Annotated in this window: 21 protein-coding genes and 2 pseudogenes; 14 read left to right on the top strand and 9 right to left on the bottom strand. The window is 46.3% G+C overall.

All coding sequences use genetic code 11. The features are described 5' to 3' along the window. Window positions 1–171: 171 nt before the first annotated feature. The 5 genes from B853_RS18565 (at window position 172) to B853_RS18545 (ending at window position 3615) form a co-directional block, all read left to right on the top strand. Window positions 172–324: a hypothetical protein gene (locus tag B853_RS18565; protein ID WP_005426336.1), complete on the top strand. Its 153-nt coding sequence runs from the start codon at window positions 172–174 to the stop codon at window positions 322–324. Between the two features lie 345 nt (window positions 325–669). Continuing rightward, window positions 670–2076: a cytochrome c peroxidase gene (locus tag B853_RS18560; RefSeq protein WP_038882996.1), complete on the top strand. Its 1407-nt coding sequence runs from the start codon at window positions 670–672 to the stop codon at window positions 2074–2076. A gap of 115 nt (window positions 2077–2191) precedes the next feature. Further along, window positions 2192–2554, top strand: a complete 363-nt coding sequence (locus B853_RS18555; protein WP_038882995.1) for a VOC family protein — start codon at window positions 2192–2194, stop codon at window positions 2552–2554. Window positions 2555–2681: 127 nt separating this feature from the next. Continuing rightward, window positions 2682–3197 (top strand): GNAT family N-acetyltransferase, encoded by a 516-nt coding sequence (locus B853_RS18550; RefSeq protein ID WP_038882994.1) that lies wholly within the window; start codon window positions 2682–2684, stop codon window positions 3195–3197. A 19-nt stretch (window positions 3198–3216) separates the two neighbouring features. Continuing rightward, complete coding sequence (locus B853_RS18545) at window positions 3217–3615, top strand: NUDIX hydrolase (RefSeq protein WP_038882993.1); 399 nt, start codon at window positions 3217–3219, stop codon at window positions 3613–3615. Window positions 3616–3685: 70 nt separating this feature from the next. Here B853_RS18545 and B853_RS18540 read toward each other — a convergent pair whose 3' ends face one another. Then, a complete protein-coding gene (locus B853_RS18540) occupies window positions 3686–4339 on the bottom strand; it encodes a DsbA family oxidoreductase (protein WP_038882992.1) in 654 nt (217 codons plus the stop codon). 194 nt (window positions 4340–4533) lie between these two features. Here B853_RS18540 and B853_RS18535 point away from each other — a divergent pair, with 194 nt between their 5' ends. Then, window positions 4534–5697, top strand: a complete 1164-nt coding sequence (locus tag B853_RS18535; protein ID WP_038882991.1) for a MerR family transcriptional regulator — start codon at window positions 4534–4536, stop codon at window positions 5695–5697. 7 nt (window positions 5698–5704) lie between these two features. Next, window positions 5705–6277, top strand: coding sequence for a GNAT family N-acetyltransferase (locus B853_RS18530; protein WP_081641144.1), 573 nt, complete (start codon window positions 5705–5707; stop codon window positions 6275–6277). Between the two features lie 57 nt (window positions 6278–6334). Here B853_RS18530 and blaCARB read toward each other — a convergent pair whose 3' ends face one another. Further along, on the bottom strand, window positions 6335–7186 hold the full coding sequence (blaCARB, locus tag B853_RS18525; protein ID WP_038882990.1) for a CARB/PSE/RTG family carbenicillin-hydrolyzing class A beta-lactamase: 852 nt from the start codon (window positions 7184–7186) through the stop codon (window positions 6335–6337). 210 nt (window positions 7187–7396) lie between these two features. On the opposite strand from blaCARB, the pseudogene B853_RS18520 reads away from it, so the two are divergent. Together B853_RS18520 and B853_RS18515 are read left to right on the top strand one after the other, a co-directional pair. Next, a pseudogene (locus B853_RS18520) lies at window positions 7397–8730 on the top strand (ferredoxin reductase family protein). A 101-nt stretch (window positions 8731–8831) separates the two neighbouring features. Continuing rightward, window positions 8832–9362 carry an autotransporter outer membrane beta-barrel domain-containing protein gene (locus B853_RS18515; protein WP_010452799.1) on the top strand — a complete coding sequence of 177 codons (531 nt, stop codon included), beginning with the start codon at window positions 8832–8834 and terminating at the stop codon, window positions 9360–9362. Between the two features lie 106 nt (window positions 9363–9468). On the opposite strand, the gene B853_RS18510 is transcribed toward B853_RS18515, so the two are convergent. After that, window positions 9469–10377 (bottom strand): LysR family transcriptional regulator, encoded by a 909-nt coding sequence (locus B853_RS18510; protein WP_038883024.1) that lies wholly within the window; start codon window positions 10375–10377, stop codon window positions 9469–9471. Window positions 10378–10632: 255 nt separating this feature from the next. Between B853_RS18510 and B853_RS18505 the strand changes: the two genes are divergently transcribed. After that, window positions 10633–11058: an autotransporter domain-containing protein gene (locus B853_RS18505; RefSeq protein ID WP_249027427.1), complete on the top strand. Its 426-nt coding sequence runs from the start codon at window positions 10633–10635 to the stop codon at window positions 11056–11058. 78 nt (window positions 11059–11136) lie between these two features. On the opposite strand, the gene copI is transcribed toward B853_RS18505, so the two are convergent. The 5 genes from copI to B853_RS18480 all read right to left on the bottom strand — a co-directional run bounded on the left by copI (window position 11137) and on the right by B853_RS18480 (window position 18598). Continuing rightward, the gene (copI, locus tag B853_RS18500; protein ID WP_038882987.1) at window positions 11137–11658 is read right to left on the bottom strand and encodes a copper-resistant cuproprotein CopI; all 522 of its coding nucleotides are present in this window, start codon (window positions 11656–11658) and stop codon (window positions 11137–11139) included. 78 nt (window positions 11659–11736) lie between these two features. Then, window positions 11737–14916, bottom strand: coding sequence for an efflux RND transporter permease subunit (locus tag B853_RS18495; protein ID WP_038882986.1), 3180 nt, complete (start codon window positions 14914–14916; stop codon window positions 11737–11739). Between the two features lie 2 nt (window positions 14917–14918). After that, window positions 14919–16625: an efflux RND transporter periplasmic adaptor subunit gene (locus tag B853_RS18490; protein WP_038882985.1), complete on the bottom strand. Its 1707-nt coding sequence runs from the start codon at window positions 16623–16625 to the stop codon at window positions 14919–14921. 12 nt (window positions 16626–16637) lie between these two features. Next, window positions 16638–18026 (bottom strand): TolC family protein, encoded by a 1389-nt coding sequence (locus B853_RS18485; RefSeq protein WP_038882983.1) that lies wholly within the window; start codon window positions 18024–18026, stop codon window positions 16638–16640. 134 nt (window positions 18027–18160) lie between these two features. Then, window positions 18161–18598: a hypothetical protein gene (locus B853_RS18480; RefSeq protein WP_038882981.1), complete on the bottom strand. Its 438-nt coding sequence runs from the start codon at window positions 18596–18598 to the stop codon at window positions 18161–18163. A gap of 315 nt (window positions 18599–18913) precedes the next feature. On the opposite strand from B853_RS18480, the gene fdhF reads away from it, so the two are divergent. The 4 genes from fdhF (at window position 18914) to B853_RS18460 (ending at window position 26656) form a co-directional block, all read left to right on the top strand. Then, window positions 18914–23152, top strand: a complete 4239-nt coding sequence (gene fdhF / locus B853_RS18475; protein ID WP_038882980.1) for a formate dehydrogenase subunit alpha — start codon at window positions 18914–18916, stop codon at window positions 23150–23152. A 92-nt stretch (window positions 23153–23244) separates the two neighbouring features. Next, on the top strand, window positions 23245–24180 hold the full coding sequence (locus B853_RS18470; protein WP_038882979.1) for an endonuclease/exonuclease/phosphatase family protein: 936 nt from the start codon (window positions 23245–23247) through the stop codon (window positions 24178–24180). Between the two features lie 143 nt (window positions 24181–24323). Continuing rightward, the gene (locus B853_RS18465) at window positions 24324–26132 is read left to right on the top strand and encodes an amidohydrolase (protein WP_038882978.1); all 1809 of its coding nucleotides are present in this window, start codon (window positions 24324–24326) and stop codon (window positions 26130–26132) included. Between the two features lie 152 nt (window positions 26133–26284). Next, the gene (locus B853_RS18460; RefSeq protein ID WP_010452786.1) at window positions 26285–26656 is read left to right on the top strand and encodes a hypothetical protein; all 372 of its coding nucleotides are present in this window, start codon (window positions 26285–26287) and stop codon (window positions 26654–26656) included. A 57-nt stretch (window positions 26657–26713) separates the two neighbouring features. On the opposite strand, the pseudogene B853_RS18455 reads toward B853_RS18460, so the two are convergent. Continuing rightward, a pseudogene (locus tag B853_RS18455) lies at window positions 26714–26890 on the bottom strand (IS4 family transposase); the annotation flags it as partial.

Genomic DNA, 26890 nt, shown 5'->3' with positions numbered 1-26890 from the left:
TGCGTAAAAGCGATCTCCATCAAGCTCTGATAAAACCAATAAAAACAAGGCTTAGAGCGATAATAAAAGTTAATCATAACGACAAAAAACCTGATTAGGTTAAGGGGGTAATTTCAGATTAAATACCGCCAACGACTTAAGGTCATAATCTACATAAACAAGGTATTAAATATGTTTTCAATCGGTGACGTAGTAGTAGCTACTAAAGGTATCGATCTAGGTGAAATGGTTGTTACAGGTCTGAGCAGCGGCGGTTTCTACGTACGCGTTCAAGCTGGTGAAGCAACTCTGACTTACCCAGCTAAAGATGTTAAGAAAGCATAATTTAATTTGCTGACTTACAAAAAAGGTGGCTCATGAGCTGCCTTTTTTTGTGTCTATAATTCCTTATCTAATCCGCTCTGATTTATTTTTGATCAATTTTAATTAATCCCAGTTATATATTTTCTCTCCTACCATTTTTGACTCATATCAAGAAAAGATCCACTTTTAACTTGTTGTTTTTATGTTGTGTTTTTCACTTTTATCTACAAGTAACTGATTTAGAAAATGTTAGATGTTAAATAAGTTACTCATCTAAATATTCGATTAATTTCAATTCCTTTTTCCCATTTTTAAAAGTTGCTTCATTTAAATAACTTTCGCCGCAACTGATTAAGGGGAATCTTCATGAATAAAAAGAAAATAGCGCTAGGGATAGTAGGTGCAGGCTTGGTGGCTTACTTGGGTGCCATTTACATGGTGAACCAAGACGATAAAAAAGTGGCTCAACAAAATCTGACGCAATTTAGTTCGTTAGATCAATCGACACTGGATTATCAAGCGATGAAGGTATTGGCGGATAAAGGTTGTGGCTACTGTCATACGCCGAGCAGTGAAATGCCTTTCTATTCTGAAATGCCAGTGGCGAAACAAATTATGGAAGCGGATGTGAAAGTGGCCATGCGTCACTTTGACATGACAAACTTGCTGGATGACGTGAAGCAGAACGATCCAGTTTCTGAGGTGGCTTTGGCTCGTCTTGAGAAGGTGCTCTACGACGATTCTATGCCGCCAGCGATTTACCTCACGATGCACTGGTCTGCAAGTATGTCGAAAGATGAAAAACACACGCTACTGAAATGGATTCGTGAGAAGCGTGCAGAGCGCCACGCACAATCGCCGGTATCTGAAGAACGTAAAACCAAAGTTCTACAACCAATTTACACTACGTTTGAAACCGACGCAGACAAGGCTGAGTTGGGAAAGGTGCTTTATCACGACACGCGACTATCGGGAGACAATAGTGTCTCATGTGCGTCATGCCATAGCCTTGATACAGGCGGTGTGGACCGACTCGTAACGTCTGTTGGCATTCATGGCCAAGTTGGTGGCATAAATGCGCCAACTGTGTTTAACGCTGTGTACAACAAGCTGCAATTCTGGGATGGTCGTGCCGCGGATCTGCAAGACCAAGCGGGTGGTCCTCCGTTTAACCCTATTGAAATGGGTTCTATGGATTGGGATGAAATCGTCGATAAGTTAAGCCAAGACCCAGATATGGTCGCGATGTTCCAAAAGGTTTACTCAGGTGAGATTAATGGCAACAACATTACGGATGCGATTGCCGAGTTTGAGAAAACCCTAACCACACCAAACAGCCGCTTCGACCAATACATGATGGGTGATACAAAGGCACTGGATTCACATGAGAAATACGGTTTGATGTTGTTTAAAAAGTACGACTGTCAAACCTGTCACGCAGGTGAAGCCATGGGTGGTGAAACGTTTGAAACCATGGGCATGAAAGCGGATTACTTTGCTGAGCGTGGTACTGACATGACGGACGCAGACCTTGGTCGTTACAACTTCACTGGCAACAAAGAAGACAGACACAAGTTCAAAGTGCCAACCTTGCGTAACATTGCACTGACACCGCCATACTTCCACGATGGACATGCTGATACGCTAGAAAAAGCCATCTACGACATGGGTAAATACCAAGTCGGAGTGGAAATGTCGGATGAAGAAGTGGATGCCATCAAAGCGTTCTTGAAAACACTGACGGGCGATTATGAAGGCCGCCCTTTAAGTTAAGTTGAGGCGTTACCGACAAGTTTGTCACCGATAAAACGATAGACTTCGCAATTGAGACCACCTTTGACTAAGGTGGTCTTTTTTATGCAGGAAATTCAATCAAATAGGGATTGGTATGATTGATCATTTTGAAATTGAGGTTGTGGATTTTAACGCCTGTGTCGTTTTTTACTCCAAGGTGCTTACCCCTTTGGGCATCGAGTTAAAATGGTCGGACGAAGCAGCGGCAGGCTTTGGATTAGTTGATGAACCCAATACGCGTTTCCTGATAGAAAAGGGTGACCAAAGTGCTCCTTGCCACATTGCGTTTAAAGCGAATGATAAAGCGTCCGTCGAGGTCTTTCATAAAGCAGCTATTGAGGCTGGTTTTACTTGTCATGGTGAGCCTGGCTTGCGTGAACACTATGCGCCAAATTACTACGCAGCTTTTCTTTATGATCCTGATGGTAACAACATTGAAGCGGTGGTTTATTTATAGAGCGTTAACGATACGATTATCCAGTGGATACTTACTGATCGAACGATCGTTAGGTCATTGGTTTTACGATCAAGATAGAAGATAATAGAGCTCCTATTCCATCCCTATAAAAAGAACGAAAAATACTATGAAAGTTGTCGTCACAAAGGCACAGAAACAGCACGCTCAAGGCATTACCGAAGTTCTCAATCCCATCATCAAAGAGGGCTTATATACAATCCTTGATACTACCTTCACCCCAGAAGAGGAAGAAGGCTTCATTGAAAGCTTTCCTGAAACGGGTGTATTCAATGTGGCATTGAATGTGACAGAAGGAGACGAGGAAGGTAGTAATGTACTGGGTTTCCAAAACGTAGAGCCCTTCGCCAGCTATACCAAGGCATTTGCTCACGTTGGCATTATTGGTACGTTCGTCGATGCCAAGTGCCGCCGACAAGGTGTCGCTTCAGCACTGTTTACCGCCACTTTTGCCGATGCTAAATCCAAAGGTTACGAAAAGTTGTTTGCTTATGTACGAGAGGACAACCCCAACGCGCTCGCAACGTATCTGAAACATGGCTTTGAAGTGGTCGGCACCGCTAAGAAGCACGCCAAAGTTAAAGACCAGTACATCAATGAAGTCATGATCGAGAAGTTTCTCTAACGCTTAGAAGGAAAGCAAGATGCACAAGTCTGCAGGTATCATCATTAAAGACGGCGCACTGTTAGTGCTGCGCTCAAAAGGCAAAGACACCTTTTATGCGCCGGGTGGAAAACTGGATAGTGGCGAAACACCAGAGCAAGCGTTGTGTCGTGAACTGCAAGAAGAAGTAAGCATTGTCGTGGCGGAAGATGCCTTGACGCTTTTTGGTCGCTTTGAAGCGCCTGCACACGATAAAGACGGCATTACTTTGGTCATGGATGTGTTCTTCGTTAATGATTACTCGGGCGAGGTGGTTGCCAGTAACGAAATCGCAGAGTGCCAATGGGTAGATTCTTCAAACGTGGATAACATCGCGATAAGCACGATTTTTCGCAATGAGGTCTTCCCACGCTTGGTTGAACAAGGATTAGTGAAGTAGCACCCAATCACGAACAGAATACAAAAACGCCCACAATGCGACCGTATTGTGGGCGTTTTCTTATGACCTGTTACTTAGCCAGTTTTTCTGCGTATTCGCTCAGGATCTGCTTGTAGACTTCAACTGGTTGAGCGCCTGTCACTGCACTTTCCATATTGAACACGACTGTTGGTACTGAGCTCACGCCAAGTTGATGCCATTGGCTTTCTTGATACTCGATAGAGTCAGCATTACTTGCATCGTCTAGGGTGGCGATGCCCATATTTGCATCTAAACCAATGTCAGTCAGAATCGTTGCCAGTGTGCTTCGGTCAGAGACATCTTTGCGTTGACCAAAGAACGCGGCAAACAGGGCTAACTTCAGTTCAGTTTGCTTACCAAATTGTTCCGCCCACTGCAGCAGTACGTGTGCATCTCGCGTATTGACCATCTTCATGTCATCAAAGTAGTCAAAGTCGAATCCCACTTCTTTACCCAGATTAGTCAGGTTATCGCGTGCACGAATGCTGTCTTCCGGTGTTGTTCCATATTTATTCGCTAGGTGTTGGCGTAGGTTTTCACCTTCTGCTGGCATGTTTGGGTTCAATTCGAACGGTTGCCATTCCAACTCAATTTTATCTTCCAATCCTAGCTCTTGAATTGCTTGTTCTAAGCGTTTGTAGCCGATGATGCACCAAGGGCAAACCACATCTGACACTACGTCGATTTTGATTACTGATTCCATAAAACAGACCTTACTTTTTCGAGTTATAAAATGGATATGGAGACCAAGAGTGTGAATTCAACCAGTTACCTTTTAGTAACCTGATGCTTTTCTCATCGCGTTTTATCTTTCAGCGTATCTTTTTCTACAATTCATGTTGACCTGTCTATAACTCTACAGTTTAAGATGCTTTCATCAGCGCTGAGGAAAATTACATGTATCGGATATCGGAACTGGCTGAGATGCTGGGCTTGTCTCGCACCACATTGCTCTATTACGAGAAGATTGAGCTCATCAAAGGGCAACGGTTAAGTAACGGCTACCGCGCGTATAGCGATGCGGATCTGCAACGCTTGCGTTTGATCCAGCAATTGCAGAGCGGTGGACTGACGCTCAAAGAATGTAAAGCCTGTCTGGAAGCGAAAGTGGATCGCCAGTTGATGTTGGAAAGACTCAAACAGCTCGATGAAGAGATTGAGCAAAAGCAGAAATCGCGACAGCTGTTGGCAGCGCTGCTGGGTGAAACACCGTTAACCGATTGGCATGAATCGTTGGATGAAGTCGCGCCGGATGCGCACTTGAAATGGCTGATGACGCAAGGTTTTAGCGAGAAAGAAGCCCTTCACTTACGTTGGTTATCAAAAGACATGAATACTCACGACGACTACATGGCGGACTTCTTCCGCGTATATGAAGCCTTGGAGTTTTGGGGGCCGGGTTCAGAGCAAGATACGTTGAAAGCGTTGAGCCTATTATCAACTCAACCTGATGAAATCTTGGAAATCGGCTGTGGTCAGGGCATTGCGACTCGTACTTTGGCAAAACACGCACATGTTACCGCGGTCGATAATGACGAGCCGTCTTTGCAACGCTTGCAAGGCAAAGCTCAGGCTCTTGGCCTAAGTGACAATATCACCACGGTGTGTGCCAGCATGACTGAACTGCCATTCGCCGACGGGACGAGCAACCTAATTTGGGCGGAAGGCAGTGCTTACATCATGGGCGTGGAAAACGCATTCAAAGCATGGCGACCATTGCTTAAAGACGGCGGTATCTTAGTGGTGAGCGATTTGGTTTGGAATACAGACACGCCAAGCGAAGATACGGTGGCATTCTGGCAAAAAGAGTACCCAGATATGGGCAGCGTTGAGAAGCGCATTGCGCAAGCGAAAGCAACAGGCTACCGAGTGTTAGAGACGTTCCCAATTAGCCAACAGGCATGGGATAACTACTACGTTCCTTTAAATGAGCGTGTGCAAAGTTTGAAAGCTGAGATGCCAGCATCACAAGCATTGAAAGACATACAAGTTGAATTAGATATCGTTAAACGCCGTGGTAATGAAGTGGCGTATCAGATGTATATCTTACAAAAAGATTGATAGAAAAATGAACGAAACAACAAATCATAATACTCAAAAATCTAACTACAAACTTTCTCAATATGAGAGAGCCATGAGCAGCGAGATGATCGCTTTGTTTACTCAAACCTTTTCTGATTCTGAAGGTGAAGCAGAAGGTAAAACCATTGGCTTACTCGTCGGCGATTTGTTAACTACAACGTCAGAGCAAGAATTGAAAGGCTTTGTTGCGAAACAGGGTGAACGCTTGATCGCAGGCGTGTTATTTACTCCATTAAGCTTTGAGAATGGTGAAGTGGGTTACTTATTGTCTCCAATGGCCACATTGACAGAGTGCCAAGGTAAAGGCGTAGGACAAGCCCTGATCAGCTTTGGCCTTGAACACTTGAAGCAGCAAGGTATAGAGTTGGTGTTTACCTACGGCGATCCTAATTTCTACTCGCGCGTTGGTTTCCAACAAGTGACGGAAGCGCAATTCAAAGCGCCTCATACTTTGAGCTTTCCACATGGTTGGTTGGCACAATCACTTGCAGGTGAACTGACGCCAATCCAAGGCACGTCCTCTTGCGTGCAAGGTTTGGATAGTCCTGCATACTGGTAGGTTACCCGCAATAAAAAACGGAGCCCGAAAGCTCCGTTTTTTATTATTTAGCGAGCGTTAAATAGTATTGTACTCATCCAATATTAACTGGCTCACTTGAGCGATAACCTGATCGCGTGCCTGCAAGGATAAATCGGTCTCAGTAATGTAAATGCTGATGTAAACCGGTTTATGGTTTTCTTTCCAGATCATCGCCGTGATACCACGCGAGCCAAAGCCGCCAGCACCTGAACGATCGGCAATCGACCAGCCTTTTGGCAACACAGAGCGCATCAAAGAATCAGAGACTTTGTTGTCTTGCATCCAAATCTTTAACTGAATGCGTGATTCGTAAGATAGCGCATCGCCTTCTAGTAGGGTGTGTAGAGTGTTTACCATGGCGTTAGGCGTTGTCGTGTCTTGCTTGTCGCCCGGTTTCGCTTCATTTAATCTCGGCTCAAAACGGTCAAGACGCGTTGCTCCATCCCCGATAGAACGCAAGAATCTGGTTACACCATTTGGGCCACCAATGCTACGTAAAACAATGTTGGCTGCGGTGTTATCACTCATCAGCATTGCGGCTTCACACGCATGTTCAATACGGGTGGTTTGCCCAGCCATGCGATCCATCACTGGTGACCACACTACTATGTTGCGTTCTTCTACTTTCGCAGTGGCATTTTTATCAAGCTTTTCGCTGTCCATGTCATTGAGCATGGTCGCACACGCAAGCGTTTTGAATGTGCTCATCATTGGGAAGCGTTCATCTCCGCGGTAATCCCAATGTTGATCGTTTTGTGTATCCCAAACTGAAACGCCAATACGACCTCCAATGTGCTGCTCAATTGCGGCTAGATCTTCATTTAGCTTGGCGGCGTAAGTTACGCTAGAAGAGGCCAGTAATCCAAGTAGCAGCAAGAGCTTTTTCATTATCGATTTCTTAGTGTTATTTATTCAGGTTCGCACTTTGCGAGAAGTAGGAGCACTATAACGAGCGAATACTCTAATCACTGTTAGATTCTTGTCTTTTTTCTGTAGGAATCTTTGCATGTGCCAAGCTTTACCAGCTTTTACGTTTATTGACGTTGCTTTACATGTGGATAGCTAAAGTAAAGTTGTCAATTAACCGAGTAACCAATCATGAAAATAGTCCGCAATATTATTTGGGCAATGATCGCTGTGATGTCCGTATTATGGTTTGCGATGGAGCCACAGCTTTTCTCTTCAACCAATGTTTTTGAATGGCGTTCTGCCATGATCCAATATTCAGGGATTTTGTCGTTGATGCTGATGTCGATCACCATGGTGCTGGCGATGCGTCTCCCTGTAGTTGAAAGCTGGCTGAGTGGTATGGACAAAGCGTATCGAGTTCACAAATGGCTAGGCATTAGCGGTGTTGCATTGGGTGTTGCACACTGGCTTTGGTACCAGGTGCCGAAATGGTTGGTTATGTCAGGTGTATTGGCTAGACCAGTAAAACACTCAGGTGCTGGCCCCGCAGGGAATCTTTCTGGTATTGAGGCTTGGATAAGTGGCTTACGCGACTTTGCTCAAGGCATGGGGGAATGGGCTTTCTACTTACTATTAGTTTTGCTGGTGGTTTCTTTATGGAGCGCAGTGAAATACAAGCCCTTCAAATTGTCGCACCGCTTGATGTCAGTGGCGTATCTCTTTATCGCGATACATTCTGTTTTGCTGCTGAAACGTGCGTATTGGGGGGGGAGCCTATTTACTATGTCACGATTGCTTTCGCCTTAATTGGTTCGATTGCCGCGGTTTACAGTTTGTCTGGTTTTGTGGGGCGTCGTAACAAACACTCGGCGGAGGTGAGCGCGACACGTTACTTCCCACAATCAGAAGTGATGGAGTTAGTCTTAAAGCCAAATGCGTCTTGGCAAGGCCATAAGGCGGGTCAATTTGCCTACTTGCGCTTTGGTGATGAGGATGCCCATCCGTTTACTATTGTATCAAGCACCGAAAGCAGCGAACTACGTTTCTTAATCAAAGAACTAGGGGACTTTACTACTGGTCTCTATGAACGAGTAAAAGCGGGCGATGCCGTGATGGTAGAAGGGCCTTACGGGCGTTTAGCATTTGATTTAGATAAACCACAAATCTGGATCGCTGGTGGGGTGGGGATTGCTTCTTTCTTTGCCGCTTTGGAAGCGCTTAAAACGCAAGCGCGCATTAGCAACGTTCATCTTTTTTATTGCACTCGTGGTATAGACGGCCAATTAGTTGATGAGTTATGGCATCTCGCCCATGAAGCGAAAGTTAAATTGCATGTGATCGATACGCTAAAATCACCACGTTTGAATGCTCAACGCATCGCGCTGCAGTGTGGCAATTTGAGTCAATATGAAATGTATTTTTGTGGGCCAGAAGTTTTTTCAAAAACACTGAAAAAAGAGCTAGCTGCACATCAATTTAATATTGATAAAAGTTATCACGAAGAGCTATTTATTATACGTTAAGTGTCAAGGATAGGTTAGCTCAGTGATGAGTTTTTTAAGCCTCAATTTCGATAGTCAGAAATGGTTAGGGTAGTTAGGTAATCCAAACCGAGAGAGTAAAGATGATTATCACATCAAAACGCATTCTAGCGCTAACGACATTGGCAACTCTAGCCGCTTCTGGTCAAGTACTGGCTGAAGGCCGCAATAATTCGATTGAGGCAGGTGCAACATTTGTTGGTGGCAACGAAATGTTCGCTCTAGGCTACAGCCGTGACCTAGGCAACAACATTGTGACTGGCGGTGGCGTCTTTTTTGGTGACAATGCCGTCGATATGTCAGAAAGCAATGACCAAGACGCATGGGGGATGTATGCGAATGTTGGTTACCGTTTCGAAATCGCTGAATTCGATATTATTCCAAAGATCGGCCTGAACTACTTCAACGCTGATGTAGACATCAAGAGTGGCGAGCACTCTGGCGAGAGCATGAACATCGATAATATTTATGCCTCGATAGGCGGTACAGTTAACTGGCGTATGGTTGGCCTAACTGTAGACTACGGGAAGATCAATGATTCGACAATTAACCCTATGACCAATAAAAAGTTCGAAGAAGACGTAGTGAGAGCAACGCTGAGCTTCAACTTCTAACGTCTAACATTCCCCTTATTTCACTGCTTTATAATTCTGCTTGTTTTGCCGCCTTTTACGGGCGGCCTTTTTGTTTCTCTGAGCCAGACTGTGACCGCGATTATGGTTACAACACCGTCAACATCTCTGATAAATGCTTTTCTAACTTCATCATCGTTGGGTGCTGGTAATAACCCCGATGAAACTGCAGACCGATATCGAAGGACATTTGCACGTTGTTTTGTATCAGCGGGATTTTTTTTATGTTTTTCGGTAAGGCTGAATCAGGTAGCGACAAGCAAATTAGCACATAGTCAGTCTTCGTCAGCCAATCTAGCGCAGCATGAACTGACGGTACGGTTAAGCGTCTTAATAGTGTGAAGCCAAGTTGACGTTTTATTCTGTCATAGTAGGGCGTATCGTCTAGTCCTCCCATGGATACTCTCACTAGCTTTTCTCCTTGCAGTTGTTGTATGTCAATGATTTCCTGCTGCGACAAGGCGTTGTTTGTCGAGGTGTAGAGGAATAACCCCAGCTCGCCTATCTTTCGTTCTACCACGCGTTCATTCATTACTGATGGATAGCCAGAAATGCCAACAGCAAGTGACCCCGCTTTAGGGAATTCGATGCCTTCTAGGTTCCAATCAACCATCGAGAAATCTGCGATATTGCTGTGTTGATTGAGAAGTTCGAGTAATGGAGTAGTGAGGATAGCGCTGAGTGGATTTGGCATAAAAAAACGAAACTCTTTTGGCTGAGTTGCTGATTCCAGAACATTGACTTGAGTCTGGGCCGATTCGAGCTGTTCTAGTGGTTCGTCAATAATATGCATTAACTGACTACAAAATAGCGTGGGATGATAAAGCCCTTTGGTTGCGATAAATAACTCATTACCAAACTGTTCCCGACAATCTGCTAGCTGTCGGTTAAATGTTGCACGGCTGATGTTGAGTGTGTGGCACACCTTAGGTAACGACTTCTGTTCGAAGATCAAGTTTAAAAAGCGGTAAAGATTTAGGTCTATCGAGTGTTTCACAACGTGCCTTAGATTATAAATTTTTGTCGTTAGGTACGACATTGTGTGGCGTTCAAAGGTTCAAATTTGAGCTTCTTAACCTTCAAAAATGCGCATGGAATCCACGTAATCTGATAGTGGCAAATTAATGCATTCACTACCCGGAGGTGTCATGCTTAAAGATCTATTTGGCTTATTCATTTTGGTGCTCTTAAGCAGTGCTCCAGTATTTGCAGAAGAGAGCGACCCCTTTGTGGCGGGGGGGGAGTGACATTTATGGACGACCATGAGATTTTAAGCATTGAGATTGGAGCTGAAGTGTTACCGAACTTAAACTGGTCGATTGGGTTTAATGCGCCTTTTGATAATGGAGAGGAAGAACGTGTTGGAACTCATTGGGCTGAAAAGCAAGTGTGGGGGCTACACACTGCTTTGGGATATGAAGTTCGGTTGAGTAGTGTTTTCGCGATCACCCCTCGTATTGGTTTGAACTACAACAATGTCGAAATTGAGTATTTTGAGGAAGAGACAGGTGAATATGTGGACTCTTTCAACCAGAACAGCTTTACGCCAACAGTAGGCATTAAAGTTGATATTGCCAAGGTCGGATTAATTGTTGAGGGGTACAAAATAGATGAAGACCTGAGTCTTTCAGAAGAAGAGGAAACCGCAATTCGCGTGATGGCGGCTTATAACTTCTGAGTTTTACCCTCACTTTTACTGACTCAACTAGAAGAAAGGAGCTGCATTATCAGCTCCTTTTTCTATTTAGATACTTATTTACAGTTCAATATTTTTAACCATTCCTGTTTCTGCGTGCCCCGGAATGTTGCACGCGAACTCAACGTTGTTGTCACCGTGGAAATGCCACAATAACTGCTTCGCTTTGCCCGGATCTACCGTCACAGAGTTGCCTGAGTCGTGCATGTGTCCACCAGTCATCGTCTTCATCATTTCACGATGTTCTAGCTGCTCTTTGGTAGAACCGATAGTGAACTCGTGGTTAATTTTACCCGTGTTCATGACTACAAACTGCACCACATCGTTTGGCTCAATCTTGACGTCTTTCTTGAACTTGATCGTCATGTCATCACTCAAGAGTACGTGTACCACTTTATCTGGCTTAGCGCCTTTTGCTGGCATACCTACCGCAGACATGCCCGGCATATCCATCATGTTGGAGTGGTCCATTTTGCTGTGATCCATCTTCATGCTGCCGTGGTCCATGTTTGAATGATCCATTTGTGCAAAAGCAGTCGTTGTTGTTAAGGCTAGAGCAAGAGTGATTAATGTCTTTTTCATATTTTAAATCCTTGTTTTAATTCATTAATAATTTGGTCGCTTCCCCTCAAAACCGAGGGTGTGAGGGGAAGATAGGGTTTAAGCGTTGTTGTTTACATCACTAGCTTGTGTGCTAGCTTGGTGATCAGTCGCATTGCTTTGACGCAACTCACGTTGTTTCCACAGCTTGAAGATGGCTGGCAGTACTAATAGCGTCAGCAGCAGTGCTGATGCCATACCGCCAATCATTGGCGCGGCGATACGTTGCATTACTTCTGAACCTGTACCTTCACCGTACATGATTGGAATAAGGCCAATAATGACCGTTAGTACCGTCATCATTACTGGGCGAACACGTAAGCCAGCCCCTTCACGAATAGCATCGGTTAGGTCTTTCGCCTCAAGCTTCTGTTGGTTCTCTTCCGCGTCGAGTTTTTTGTAGTGCCAAGCTTGGTTGAGATACACGAGCATGATGACCCCAATTTCAACCGCGACGCCTGCTAGGGCAATAAAGCCGACCCCAACGGCAATCGAGAAGTTGTAGTTGAGGATATGCATGAGCCACAAACCACCGACCATTGCGAGTGGTAGGGTAAGCATGATGATCATTACTTCGCCGACACGGCGGAAGCTGAAGTAAAGCAGCAGCATAATGATGGCGATGGTGATTGGTACCACGACGCTCAAGCGGTCTTTTGCACGCTCCATGTATTCGTATTGACCAGACCAAGCCAGCGAGTAACCCGCAGGAAGCTCAAGTTGGTCTGCTACGATTTGTTGCGCTTCTACAACGTAAGAGCCTAAGTCACGACCATCGATGTCAACAAATACCCAACCGTTCGGGCGAGCGTTTTCTGTCTTAATCATTGGAGGACCGTCTTCGTAACGAATGTCTGCTACGTCAGCCAGTGCGATACGAGCGCCATTTGGAGTCACTAACGGTAGGTTTTGCAGTTTTACCACCGAGTCACGGTAGTCTTGTGGGTAACGAACGTTGATCGGGTAACGTTCCAAGCCTTCGATGGTTTCACCCACATTCATGCCACCCACTGCGGTGGAGACAACTTGCTGAACGTCTTTAATGCTCAAGCCGTAACGAGCCGCCGCACGACGCTTAATGTCGATTGTGACATAGCGACCACCTGCCACACGCTCTGCGTAAACCGATGCAGTACCTTGAACGCCATTAAGAATTGGCTCCAACTGAGAACCGATCTCCTCAATCACTTTCAGATCAGGACCCGCGATCTTAATGCCGATAGGGGTTTTGATGCCCGTTGCTAGCATGTCGATACGCGTTTTGATTGGCATTACCCAAGCGTTGGTTAACCCCGGGAATTGCACTAGATCATCGAACTCTTTACGCAGTGATTCTGTCGTTACCCCTTCACGCCATTGATCGCGGGGCTTCAACTGAATCACGGTTTCAATCATAGTTAGAGGTGCTGGGTCGGTCGCGGTTTCTGCACGACCAATTTTGCCCCATACCGTCTGTACTTCTGGGACGGTTTTGATCAGCTTATTGGTTTGCTGTAGCAGCTCACGCGCCTTACCGATCGAGATACCCGGATAGGTTGTTGGCATGTACATCAAGTCGCCTTCATCCAGCGGTGGGATGAACTCGCTGCCTAGCTTGCTGGTTGGGTAGTATGCCGATGCCATAAGACCTAAGGCGATAACGATCATGGTCTTAGGGTATTTTAAGCTGGTGTTCAACAGCGGGCGGTACAACGCGACCAAGCCACGGTTGATTGGGTTCTTGTGCTCAGGTAGTACTTTACCTCGAATGAAGTAGCCCATAAGTACAGGAACAAGCGTGATAGCCAAACCAGCGGCCGCAGCCATGGCGTAAGTTTTAGTAAACGCAAGCGGAGAGAACATCTTGCCTTCTTGACCTTCCAAGGCGAACACAGGCACGAAGCTTAGAGTAATGATCAGCAATGAGAAGAACAGCGGAGCGCCGACTTCTTCGGCCGCCTTACTGATGACTTGCCATCGGTTTTTATCGGTCAGTGGCGTTCGTTCAATGTGCTTGTGAACGTTTTCGATCATAACGATTGCACCATCCACCATAGCGCCAATGGCAATCGCGATACCACCAAGGGACATAATGTTGGCATTAATGCCTTGCCAATGCATCACGATAAACGCAGTAAGAATACCGACAGGTAAGCTCAGAGCGATAACCAATGAAGAGCGAATGTGGAATAGGAACAACGCACACACAATCGCGACGACGATGAACTCTTCTGCAAGCTTCTTCCATAGGTTTTCTACCGCTGCGTCAATCAGAGTCGAACGATCGTAAGTCGCAACGATTTCAACACCTTCTGGTAGACCTCGTTGTAGCTCAGAAAGCTTATCTTTTACTTTTTCAATGACTTCACTTGCGTTCTCACCAAAGCGCATCACGATAACACCACCAACGGCTTCACCTTCGCCATTCAACTCTGAGATACCACGACGCATTTGTGGACCAAGGTTAATGTCTGCGATGTCGCCTAGTAGTAGCGGAGTGCCTTTTTCAGTCACTTTCAGAGGCAGTGATTTGATGTCTTCAATGCTGGTTAGGTAACCCGTGGTACGAACCATATGCTCAGCTTCGGCCACTTCAATAACCGACGCGCCGGTTTCTTGGTTGCCGTTTTGGATCGCCATGTTAACTTGCTGAAGCGTGAGGTTGTACGCACGCAGCTTGGCAGGATCAATCTGCACTTGATACTGCTTCACCATACCGCCCACGGTAGCGACTTCAGATACGCCTTCAACCGTCTGCAATTCGTACTTCAAGAACCAATCTTGTAGGCTACGAAGCTCAGCTAAATCGTGCTTACCAGTTTTATCTTGGAGAACGTAGCTGTAAACCCAGCCCACACCCGTTGCATCAGGGCCTAAGGTCGGTTTGGCGCTAGGTGGAAGCTTTGGTGCTACTTGGCTTAGGTACTCCAACACGCGTGAACGTGCCCAGTACATGTCGGTATCATCGTTGAAAATGATATAAACATACGAATCGCCAAAGAAAGAGTAACCACGAACTGTTTCTGCTCCCGGAACGGCAAGCATTGCGGTTGTGAGTGGGTAAGTAACTTGATCCTCGACGACCTGAGGGGCTTGACCCGGATAGCTTGTCTTGATGATCACTTGCACATCAGAAAGATCCGGAATGGCGTCAACAGGCGTATTCTTTACACTGTAAAGTCCACCCAGAACGAGCGCTAGAGTGGCGATCAACACTAGAAAGCGGTTGTTGAGCGACCAACGAATAATTGCACTGATCATAATTACTCCTCAACGGCCTCTAGCTGTTTAAGAACATAGTCAGACCCTTGTTTTTCAACTAGAAATCGAACCTTTTGTCCTTCTTCAAAACTGGATAAATCCACCTCTTCACCGACAGAGAAGTTCATCTCGCCTGCATCCCAGTTCCATTCAGCTACTGGCAGGTGGTTTAAAGTGATCATGCCGAAATCAGCCATTAGCATCGTGATGTCACCAGTTAGCCAAACTTCTGCTGCAATGACGCTGTTATCCGCTTTGTAATCAATGATTTGGTACTGACCGGATTCTGTCTTTTGCATTTCAAATTCAATGGCTTGGCCTTTTTTCAAGTCACCCATATCAATGCCATCTGCGAAAGTGAAGTTCATCACCATGCCAGGCCAATCCCACTCTGGTACCGGCTGGTGGTTGATGGTCAGCATACGGTGATTTTCCATTACATCGGTGATTTCACCTTTTGCCCATGCCGTTTCTGCTTCTGGTTCGACACCGTTAATACGAGATAGATCTGCAGATTGGCTAGATTCAGAATCGAGCATGAAGTGCGCAGAGGTGACAATCTTGTCATCTTGCTTCAGACCTTGTAATACCTCGATTTGCTCTCCAGCTTCACGACCGACTTCAATTCGAGCTGAGCGGTATTTTCCGTCACCTTCTGCCAGAACTACACGAGTCATACCACCGGAACGAATGACGGAGGACTTAGGAATGGTTAATACGGCATCGTCGGTCACTGGTTGCAGCGCGATGTTGGCAAACATGTTTGGTTTTAATTCGCCATTTGGGTTAGGGAATTTAAGACGCACACGTAACGTACGTGTTTTCGGATCGAGGATTGGGTACACGTAATCTACGACACCTTGCCATTCATTGCCCGGAATCGCGTCAAGGGTCATCGTGGCTTGAGAACCCGCTTTCATCCAGTGCGCTTGACGCTCAAAGACTTCCGCATCAACCCAAACATTGTCCAGTGGACCAGCGCTGATTACCGCTTGTGCAGGGGACAAATAGCCACCTTCACGCACGTTTAAGCTTGCGATAACACCATCAGCAGGCGCTTTGACTTCAATGGTTTGAGAGGCTTTTCCGCTACGTGTGATGGATTTGATTTGAGCGCGGTCAACACCAAGCGTCACCAAACGCTCAGTTGCACCTTTCACTAAACCGTTGCGACCAGTGCGGTAAGCATTCAGCAATTCTTCTTGTGCCTTAACCAACTCTGGAGAGTAGAGAGTGAAAAGCACATCGCCTTTCTTCACCTTCTCACCCACAGCATTGATGTAAAGTTTCTCTACCCAACCCGCAACACGAACGTTTGTTTGCCATAGATGGCTTTCATCAAAGGCAATATAACCAACGGTCTCGATACGTGGGGACAGTTTTTCCAAGGTGACTTTTGCTGTCTTTACACCCAGGTTGTTTTCAATGGAAGGGTCGATAGTGATAGTACCCGGTGCACTTTTCTCACCAGATAAATCTTCCGCGTAAACCGGAATTAAATCCATGCCCATTGGGGATTTACCCGGCTTGTCGCGTTTGTAGTTCGGATCCATTGGGGCAACCCAGTAAAGCGGATCATTAGGGCTTGCAGCAGATTCGCCACCCATCGCACTCATGTCGTGAGCCGAGCCCGTAATAAAATGATTAGCACCAAACCCTAAAGCACCACCAACAATCAGCGCGATGGTTGCAATCTTAAATGTTTTCATTGTTTTACCTTATTATTTTTTAAATTCAGACAGTTCTGGCTGCTCGACTTGATAGTCGAAACCACCGAGTAGGGTGGCTAAATTGCTGTTTGCGATGTTGAGATCGGTCAGCAGACGTTGTTGCTCTAATTGCAGTGCTAACTCGTCAGTCGTGGCAGAAATCACATCGTTAAACTGCGCTGTGTTGTTTTGATAACCCCGCTCAACGGCTTGAATGCGCGCTTTCGCTTGAGGCAATAAGGTGGATTGATAACGTTCTAAACGCTGGGTTAAGTTGCTGCGATCAACCAGCAAAGTGTTCACCTTGGCATTCATCTGCGTTAGTAAGGTGTCCTTTTGTGATTGTGCCGCGCCAACTTGGTATTGAGCGGCCGCGAGATTGCGATCTTGGCGGTCACCAGTGAACAGTGGAATGTCCATGGTGAGGTAAGCGCTGACCAAGTCTGATGCTGGCTCACCCTTCATGTTATTGGCTTGACGATAAGCGTACATAACCTCCACACCAAACTGTGGGTTATAAGCTTGTTCAGCAATCTCTACCTGAGTTTTATTGGCAGAAATACTCACATCGGCCATTTTAACCATTGGGTGCTGGCTAAGTTGTTGGTAGTGCTTGGTGGAATCTTTGCTGGAAGCAAGTTTGCTATTCAGTGTATCCCAGTTGAGTTGATTGGTAGCGTACAGAGCCTGTTCCGTCGCTAACCAATCTGACCCCAACCATTCGGAGAGTTGAGAGATAAGACGACGTTGCATTTGTGCGTTGGCTTGAAGTTTCTCATCCAACTTACTGACTTGAAGTTGGGCGTTGAGCAGATCTTGCGCTTCACTCTTACCAATCGAATAGTTGGTTTGAATAAAGATTTCCATTTCCTTCATCAACTTACGGTTTTCTCGCAAGATTTGCTCAGCTTGTTGCTGATAGCCAAGCTCTAGCCAAAGTTGAGTCATGCTGTTGGCCACCTCAAGCTCACGAGCACGGACTTGAAGTCCAAGGCCGTCGGCTTGTTGATTGGCTTTCTTCTGCTGTAAATCAAGCGTTGAGCCACGCTCAAACTGTTGCATTAAACCAACGGAGATGTTGGTCATTGGGTCTTCATCGAACTTGAAGCTGTCGACAGGCAAGCCACCGAAACCCACTTTCAGTTTTGGGTCCATCAAGGTAGAGCTTGCAACGCCCGTTTCACGCATGGCAGCAGATTGCGCTGAGTATTGCTTACGATTGCCATCATTACTCAAAGCTACGTTGATCAGTTGGGCAAGCTTGTTGGTTGAAGCTCGCTCACTTGATGCGGAATTTTGCGCTGCGTGCGTCTCGTTACCTGCGGCGTTAACCAAGGTTGGCGCAGCGACCAGAGCCACCATAAAAATAGGTGCAGCTAAGCGGTATGGTTTGATATCCATAATCTAAATCCAGTGTTCGCCGGATCGATGGAGGTGCGGATTTTATTGCGGGAACAGTAAAGCCTTGTTACCTCATCGTTCAGGCGCATTAAAACAACCTGCGATACACACGCAGGGTCGAATGCTTGACTGACTTAAACTATAGGAGGTCGGTACAGGTCGCGGCTGACGTGTACTACTGGGGAAGCAACTTCAGGAGTAATGGTTGCGCGATAAACGACAGGCATTGGGCTATTGATAGGATTCGGTAGGGGGACGAAAACTATCGTACACGCGGCAGTACAGCAGGTATGAACCATGCCTGAGCCTCCGCCACAGTTCATACTGGTTTCTCTTGCATCGCTATTTTCTGCTACGGAAGCTTCGGACATAGAAACGTCTGTCATGGAGACGTCCATCATGCCAGGCATACCGCAGTGTTCACTTTCACTCATCATAGACGAATGATGTGCCATGCCTTTTGACATCATTTGGATATTCATCAACGGCTCACTATTCGCCACACTCGATACCAAAAGTACCAGTGTTGTGAAGAGAGTTAACCAGATTGTATGCAGCGACTTTAAGTGCATACCTTTTCCCATGTGTTTGATGAAAATGATGAAAACCCTTCGATTCTAAAGGTTAACCTTAGGGGAAGGTCAATATTTTATTGCCATTCTTATCAAAATAGTAGCGTTCACTAGTTTCTGCATAATCGAGGGAGTAAAACGTTTGTTGAGTTCTTACTTGTGATACTTCGTGACAGAAGTGCTTTCTTTTTATGACACGAAAAAAATGTGGTTTATAAGTTTTGTATCACACCGCCTTGTCTTGCAAATGTTTATCCTTATAGAATGCATGGTTTTATTTGTGCAGATGTGGATTTGCTTTGCTGCGGAGGTTGTATGATAGAAATTGTCATCGATGGAAAATATAGAATTGTAGAAGAGGGGCTGACCCTTCTAGAAGCAGCAAAAGTGTGTGGAGTTGAGATTCCATCACTGTGCGGAATGAACAAAAGTAATGAAAAAGTACCGTGTGACTTGTGTGTGGTTGAAGTTGAAAGCGGCGGTACTAAGCGCGCGTGTGAACTTGAAGTTTACCGTGGCCTTAATGTGGTCACGCAATCAGAACAACTAAGCGAGCATCGCAAAAAAGCCTTAAACCGCATCATGACGGACCATTACGCCGACTGTGAAGCACCATGCAAAACCGCTTGTCCTGCGGGTGTGGATATCCAATCGTACCTTTATCACATCGCACAAAACGATCATCAAAAAGCGATTGAAGTGATTAAGCGTACGCTTCCTATGCCGTTATCGATTGGTCGTGTGTGCCCGGCATTCTGTGAGAGCGAATGTCGCCGCTCGTTAGTCGATGAGCCTATCGCTATTCGTCAGCTAAAACGTCATGCCGCGGATGCGGATTTGTCTGCGCATGAAGCCTATGTACCAGAAAAGAAACCAAGCAAAGGTTTGAACATTGCCGTCGTCGGCAGTGGTCCTGGTGGTCTAACGGCTGGCTACTACTTATCGAATGAAGGCTACGACGTTACTGTATTTGAATCCATGCCCAAAGCGGGTGGTTGGCTTCGTTATGGTATTCCTGAATACCGTTTGCCAAAAGACATTCTCGATAAAGAAATCGAATTAATGTGCCGTAATGGCATGCAAGTTCATACCAATCAAAAGCTGGGTGTCGATTTCACGCTTTCTCAATTGAGCGAAGAATACGACGCAGTGTGTTTGGCTGTCGGTGCGTCTCAAGCGGTTGAAATGCATTACACAGGCAGCGACCTTGAAGGTTGTTACCTAGGCGTTGATTACCTGAAAGATTACGTGACTGAGCAAAACTACGTCACGGGTCAGAAAGTCGCGGTGATCGGTGGTGGTAACACAGCAATTGACTGTGCTCGTACTGCGCGTCGCGCTGGTGCCGACACCACGTTGATTTACCGTCGTACTCGTGACGAAATGCCAGCAGAAGACTACGAGATTGTCGAAGCTGAACACGAAGGGGTGAAATTCCACTTCTTGACCAACCCTGCAGAAAACCTTGCCGATGAAACCGGACGCGTGAATGCGATTCGTCTAGAGCGCATGGCGTTGGGTGAGCCGGATGCATCTGGTCGTCGCAGCCCAAAACCAACCGGCGAGTTCTTTACCGAAGAGTTCGACACCGTGATTGCAGCAGTATCGCAAAAGCCAGATCTGAGCTTCCTCGAAGGCGAAGACTTGTCGATTCCACTTACGCGCTGGAACACCTCTGATGCAGATGAAAAGACCATGCACACCGGCACGGGCAACATCTTCAGTATTGGTGATTTCCGCCGTGGTCCAGCAACGGCAGTTGAAGCGGTTGGTGATGGTCGCGTTGCGGCAAAAGCCATTGATCTGTTTTTGAATGGTGATATGGCAGACATGCCAAAGGCGGCGTTCAACTCACGTAAAGAGAAGAAGCTCTCTCAAGTCGATCCGCTTCACTTCGAGAACATCCAAAAAGTCGCTCGCTCTATCATGCCTGAACTAACTCCAGCACAACGCGAGCAAAGCTTCGCTGAAGTTGAGTTGGGCTTTGATAACGAAGAAGCGATGAAGGAAGCCGCGCGCTGTCTTGAATGTGGTTGTCAGGCCAATACCGATTGTGCGCTGCGTGACTACTCCACCGAATATGAAGCCGAGCAAAGCTTTGACTTCTCCTTGCAGATTAAATCACATCAAGATTGGTTAGATCTTCGTGCGAAAGACTTGCGTCATAAGTACGAAGTTGACCGTAGCTCTGAGTTTATTGAGTTTGATGCTAACCGCTGTATTAGCTGTGGTCAGTGCATCCAAGCGTGCCGCGACAAAGCCGTACACGGTGTACTGAACTTCGTGTGCGATAAACAAGGTCGTCCGGCATTACGTCCTGACGATCGTCCACACTTTGGAAGTAACAAGAATGGCTTAACCCTAATGGGTGATTCGAACTGCGTGCAATGTGGCGCGTGCGTTCAAGTGTGTCCAACGGGCGCAATGGTCGATAGTCGTGACCGTTCGCAAGGCCGTACTGAAGATCTGAAAGCGGTCGACACCATTTGTACATACTGTGGTGTGGGTTGTAAGTTGACTATGTTCGTGGATGAAGCAACCAATACGATTCGTTACGTGAAGGGCGGTGACTCGCCAGTGAACCAAGGCATGCTGTGTGTGAAAGGGCGCTTTGGTTTTGATTTCATTGGCAGTGAAGAGCGTCTTACCACGCCATTGATCCGCAAAGACGGTTGGTTGCAGCCTGCAAGTTGGGAAGAGGCGATTCAACTGATTGCGAGCAAGTTCTCTGGCATCAAGCAAGATTTTGGCAGCAACGCATTAGCGGGTTTCTCTTCAGCGAAAACCACCAACGAAGACAACTACGCATTTCAAAAATTTGTCCGTCGTGAACTGGGCACCAATAACGTCGATCACTGTGCGCGTTTGTGTCACGCATCGAGTGTAACGGGTCTTGAGGCGTCACTGGGTAGTGGTGCAATGACCAACGACATTCCAAGTATTAAGCACTCGGATGTGATCTTTATTATCGGTTCGGATACCACATCGGCACACCCGATCATCGCTTCACACATCAAACAAGCAATTCGTCACCATGGTGCTCGCTTGATTGTAGCTGACCCGAAACGTGTCGATATGGCAGAGCATGCTGAGTTGTACATGGCGCACCGTCCAGGTACGGATGTGATGCTCCTAAACGGTGTCATGCAGCAGATCATCAAGAACGGCTGGTACGATCAAGAGTACATCGAAGAACGTGTCGACGGCTTTGATACCTTGTTGCAAGAGGTGATGTCGCCAGCTTACAACCTCGACAAAGTGGAGTTGGTTACGGGCGTTAAAGCCGAAGACATTCAAGCAATGGCGCGTATGATTGGCACGGCAGATCGTACCGCTGTGTACTACTCGATGGGTATTACTCAGCACACGACAGGTCATGACAACGTGCGTTCTATCGCTAACCTGCAATTACTGTGTGGCAACATCGGTATTGAAGGTGGTGGTATCAATCCGCTACGTGGTCAATCAAACGTGCAAGGCGCGTGTGATATGGGCGCTTTGCCAAACAGTTTCCCGGGTTACCAAAAGGTATACAACCCAATTGTGCGTCAGAAGTTTGCGATTGAATGGAACGCGCCAAATCTGCCTTCTGAGCAAGGTCTAACCCTGACAGAAATCATTGATGCGGCTTGCCATCGTGACGTTCGTGGTATGTACATCATGGGTGAGAACCCAGTATTGAGTGACCCGAACCAAGCGCATGTGATTGAAGGCTTAGAAGCACTCGATTTCTTAGTGGTTCAAGACATCTTCCTAACGGAAACCGCGCAATACGCGGATGTGGTTCTGCCTTCTTGCTCGTTTGCAGAGAAAGCGGGGCATTTCACCAATACGGAGCGTCGTGTTCAGCGTGTGAATCCGGTTGTCACGGCACCGGGGGAGGCAAAAGAAGATTGGTGGATTATTCAAGAAATCGCCAATGCCATGGGCAGTGATTGGGACTACCACTGTGTGTCTGATATCACTAACGAAATTGCACGAGTGACACCTCAATACGCAGGTCTTCGTTGGGAGGCGATCACGCCAAACGGTGTGCAATGGCCGAGCAATAAGAACAACCCTGCGGGTACTCGCATCATGCACCAAACCCAGTTTACTCGTGGTAAAGGGCAAATGGTGGGCGTCCCGTTCCGTTATGCGGCTGAGCTGCCAGATGAGGAGTATCCACTGGTGCTTACGACGGGTCGCGTGCTTGAGCAGTTCCACACGGGTACCATGACGCGCAAAACCAAAGGGTTGGATAACCTTGCTGGCCCACGTGCGATGGTGAGCGTGGAAGACGCAGAAGCGCTAGGCATCAGCAATGGTCAGCGTCTCACGGTGTCTACACGTCGCGGCAGCATTGAGATTGATGCCTTTGTGACTAAGCGCATTCAAAAAGGAGTGGTGTTCATTCCATTCCACTTTGTTGAATCGCCAGTGAACCGTTTAACGACAACGGCTACTGACCCGCATGCGAAGATCCCTGAGTTCAAGGTCGCTGCGGTTAAAGTGGAAGTGAGCGAAAAGGTTCTACATACAGAGCCTGCAACGGAAGCGGTTCATACCATTTAAGCTTATAAGCTGCGTATTGGTCAGCGACGCACTGGCGAGTTAGCAAACTGCATATAAGCTTATGATATGTAATCGCTAAACGAGCAGTGCGTGTGCTGAGAGTCATTAAATGGATTGTGTTGTTTCTACCTGCATTAATTTGGCTGCTAGCAAGGCAATATCATGATATCTGGTGGGCGGAGAATCTGACCTCGATTCCCGCCCTCATTTTATTTGTCTATTTCAGTCTCGCTCTCGTGCTTTTCGTCTTTCGTCGCTGGGCGAAGGCGCTCACCTCAATCGTGATCAGCGGTGTTTTTTTTCCATTCCTCTTACCCACTCAAATCACGAACAACCAAACCTGCGAAAATCCGCTGACGATCGTCCAATTCAATCTTTTCTACGAAAATCGGGATATCAATCAGTTCATTAATTACTTGCTTAAACACCCTGCGGATTTGGTGGTGATGCAAGAGCTCTCGCCTCAAGTGGGGGAGAAACTTCATCTTCTCGACGATATTTATCCTTTCTATTATGGCGGCCAGCGCGGCGTTGGTTACCCGTCAAATCAGATGATTTTGAGTCGTTATCCTTTGGAGCCAGTGTCGATTTATCACACCCCAGATGGTCAAGAGGTGATTCGAGCAACATGGCAAGTGGACAACCCAATTACCTTAATGACGGCGCATCCTCCCTCACCAAGAACCGAGCCGCTGTGGCAACGCAGAAATGCGCTGATTCGAACCATAGAAACCCTTACCGACTTGTACCCAACATCGGAAATGATTGTGATTGGGGACTTTAACCTTTCTGCCGCAAGCCCAAGGTTTAGCAAGCTGTTCTCTCGTTTCCAATCCCGACCGGTTGCCAGTTGGCCAGCGTCGATAAAAGAGTTATCAGTCCCGGCGTTTGCCATGATTGGGATTGATCATCTTTGGTTTAAATCGGAATACACAGGCAGAAAAATCTGTACTCGCCTATCGACAAGTCAACCAAATGGTTCTGATCACCGCTTGGTGACGACGGTGATTGGTAACGTTCTGAATTAATTCCTGTTTCATTCTCAAGATTGTGAGTGAAATCTGCTCAATACTGACAAAAACGATCTTTACTTTACACACCATACTCCTTTCTTTTTGGAACGGGGTTCCATAACTAAAGCAGTATCAAACTGGCGATATAAGGTAAACACATGAAACCATTCAAGCGAACGTTAGTGGCAGGAGCCATCTTAGGCTTTATCGGAACTATGGCAGGATGTAGCCCTGCGGAAGAAGCGAAACAACAAGAACCAGAGCCTGAGTCCCAAGTAGAAGAGCAAGCTCAAGCAACTGCGCCTGCGGAAAGCGGTGAAACGATCTATTTGGCTGATACCATCATCACAATGGACGAAGACCAACCTCGTGTAGAGGCGGTTGTAGCGGACGATGACGGCAAGATTGTCTTTGTTGGAGAAGAAGCGCAGGCGCTGAAGCAGTTCCCAAATGCGGATAAAGTCGATTTAGAAGACAAGGTGATCATGCCTGGCTTTATTGAGCAGCACCTGCATCCATTCCTTGGTGCACTTACGTTGAGTATGCCGGTCATTGCTCCTGAAGAGTGGCAGTTACCAAGTCGTACTTGGCCTGCAGTGAATGGACATCAAGAGTATCTGAACGCGCTGACTGCCGTTGAAAAAGAGATGCAGGATCCAAATGAAGTATTGTGGACATGGGGCTACAACAACTTCTTCCATGGTGAATTGACGCGCGCTGATCTTGATAAGATCTCTAAGACACGTCCAATTGGTGTGTGGCATCGTTCTGCACACGAGTTCTACGTAAACACGGCATTTGTTGAAAAGTTTGGTCTGAACCAAGCAGATATCGATAAACAAGGTAAAGAGGTGGCGGCTCAATCAGATTTGGCAAATGGCCATTTCTGGGAAGGTGGCGCATTGATTTACTTGCTACCGCGTATCTACAAAGATCTTGGCAGTGAAGCAAGATTCCGTGCCGGACTTGAGCAAATGGTGGAAATGCTGCACGAGAAAGGGGTGACGGCTTACAACGAACCTGGCGCATTTATACCCGAGGATATGGTGGGCCTGTACAAAGAGATCTTGGGTGCTGATGAAACGCCAATGTACTCCTTCTTTACACCAGAAAGTAAGTCACCGTACTTCCTAAAAGGCAAAGAGGGTGTGGTTCAAGCGGTTGAAGAGATCACCAAAACCTTCCCTGATGAAGGCAAAGTTCGCTTCTTTAAAAAACAAGTTAAGCTACTGTTCGATGGCGCGATCATCTCTCAGTTAATGATGATGAAAGACGGTTATCTGGATGGTCACCATGGCGAGTGGATTCAAACCCCTCAAGAAGTTGAAGACATCACCAAGCTGTTTTGGGAGAAGGATTACCAAATCCTCGTTCATGTAAACGGTGATGAAGGCGTTGAAAAGCTGATTGAAATTTTGAAACGTCGTCAAGCTGAATACCCACGTGAGAGCCACCGTTTTACGATCGTTCACTTTGCCAATTCGACCGACGAACAAGTCAAGGAACTGAAAGAGCTTGGTGCGATTATTAGTGTTAATCCATATTACGTGACGGGTTTCGGTGACCGTTTTGGTGAAGTCGGGTTAGGTGAAGAGCGTGCGCACGCTATGGTTCGATTGGCTACGATCGAGAAAGAGCAGATCCCAGTGTCGTTACACTCGGACATGCCAATGGCGCCTGCTGATCCACTATTGCTAGCATGGAGTGCCGCTACTCGCCAAACCAACAACGGAAATGTGCTGCGTAAAGATCTTGCGCTCTCTCGTGAAGCCGCTCTAAAAGGCATTACCATTGAAGCAGCATATTCGTGGGGAATGGAAGATACGCTCGGTAGTATTGAAGTAGGTAAAGTAGCCAACTTTACGGTACTTGAAGAAGACCCTTACAAAGTTGATATCAACAAGCTAAAAGATGTGCCAATTTATGCAACTGTCTTCGAAAGCAAGTTGTTCCCTATCGATAAGTAAGTACTGAGTGTCTAGTTATTTAGAATTAGGTTAGATAAAGGGGCTGCTTGTCATAGAATTGACTGATTCTGACTGTAAGCTGTTATTCAAGTCAGTTTCATAACCTAAACTTTATGAGTATAAAAAATTCATAAAGATAAGAGGAAGCTTCTATGACAAGAACAGCCTCAGCAGTGTTAATACTTTTTTTGATGAGCTCGTACTTTGCCTACAATCGATTTTATGTGTATCCACAGCAGTTAGAGTCGCAAGCTGAGTCGATGTTGATGCAAATGGCCAATCGAGAAGAATGGCTTGATATGTATGAGAGTAAAAAACGTGTTCACGCACATACTGCGCATTTAGAGTTTGCTGCCCATGTAACGTCATCTGATGGACAAAGAGCTTATAGTGAAGGGTACATCACCTATAGTGAGCGGGGACACAATGTCTGTAAAGAAGTGATTTTTAATTTCAAAATCAACTCATTGAGAAACTATAGTATTTCCGATTTGCATGATTGCTCACTGGGTGAATACTACTGACACTAAAAACGATTTAAAAAGCGCCTCCAAATTTGGATAATGCCGTTCGGATAAGCATTAATGCTTATATCTAAATGGATATTTTGTAGGGACAAAAAGGACTGAACGTGGATACGTTCGGTCCTTTCTTTTATCCGGTAAAATGAAGTGACTTATGCTCTCCCTCATTTGCTTGAGTTTGCTCGGTAGAGTTCCATCAGGACTCAGTGCCAACCAACGTAACTGGGTATCTAT

This window comes from Vibrio rotiferianus CAIM 577 = LMG 21460 (genome assembly GCF_002741985.1).
In the GTDB taxonomy this organism is placed as follows: Bacteria; Pseudomonadota; Gammaproteobacteria; order Enterobacterales; family Vibrionaceae; genus Vibrio; species Vibrio rotiferianus.
Note: the sequence above shows the minus strand (reverse complement) of the source record. Positions and strands in the feature narration are given on the sequence as shown.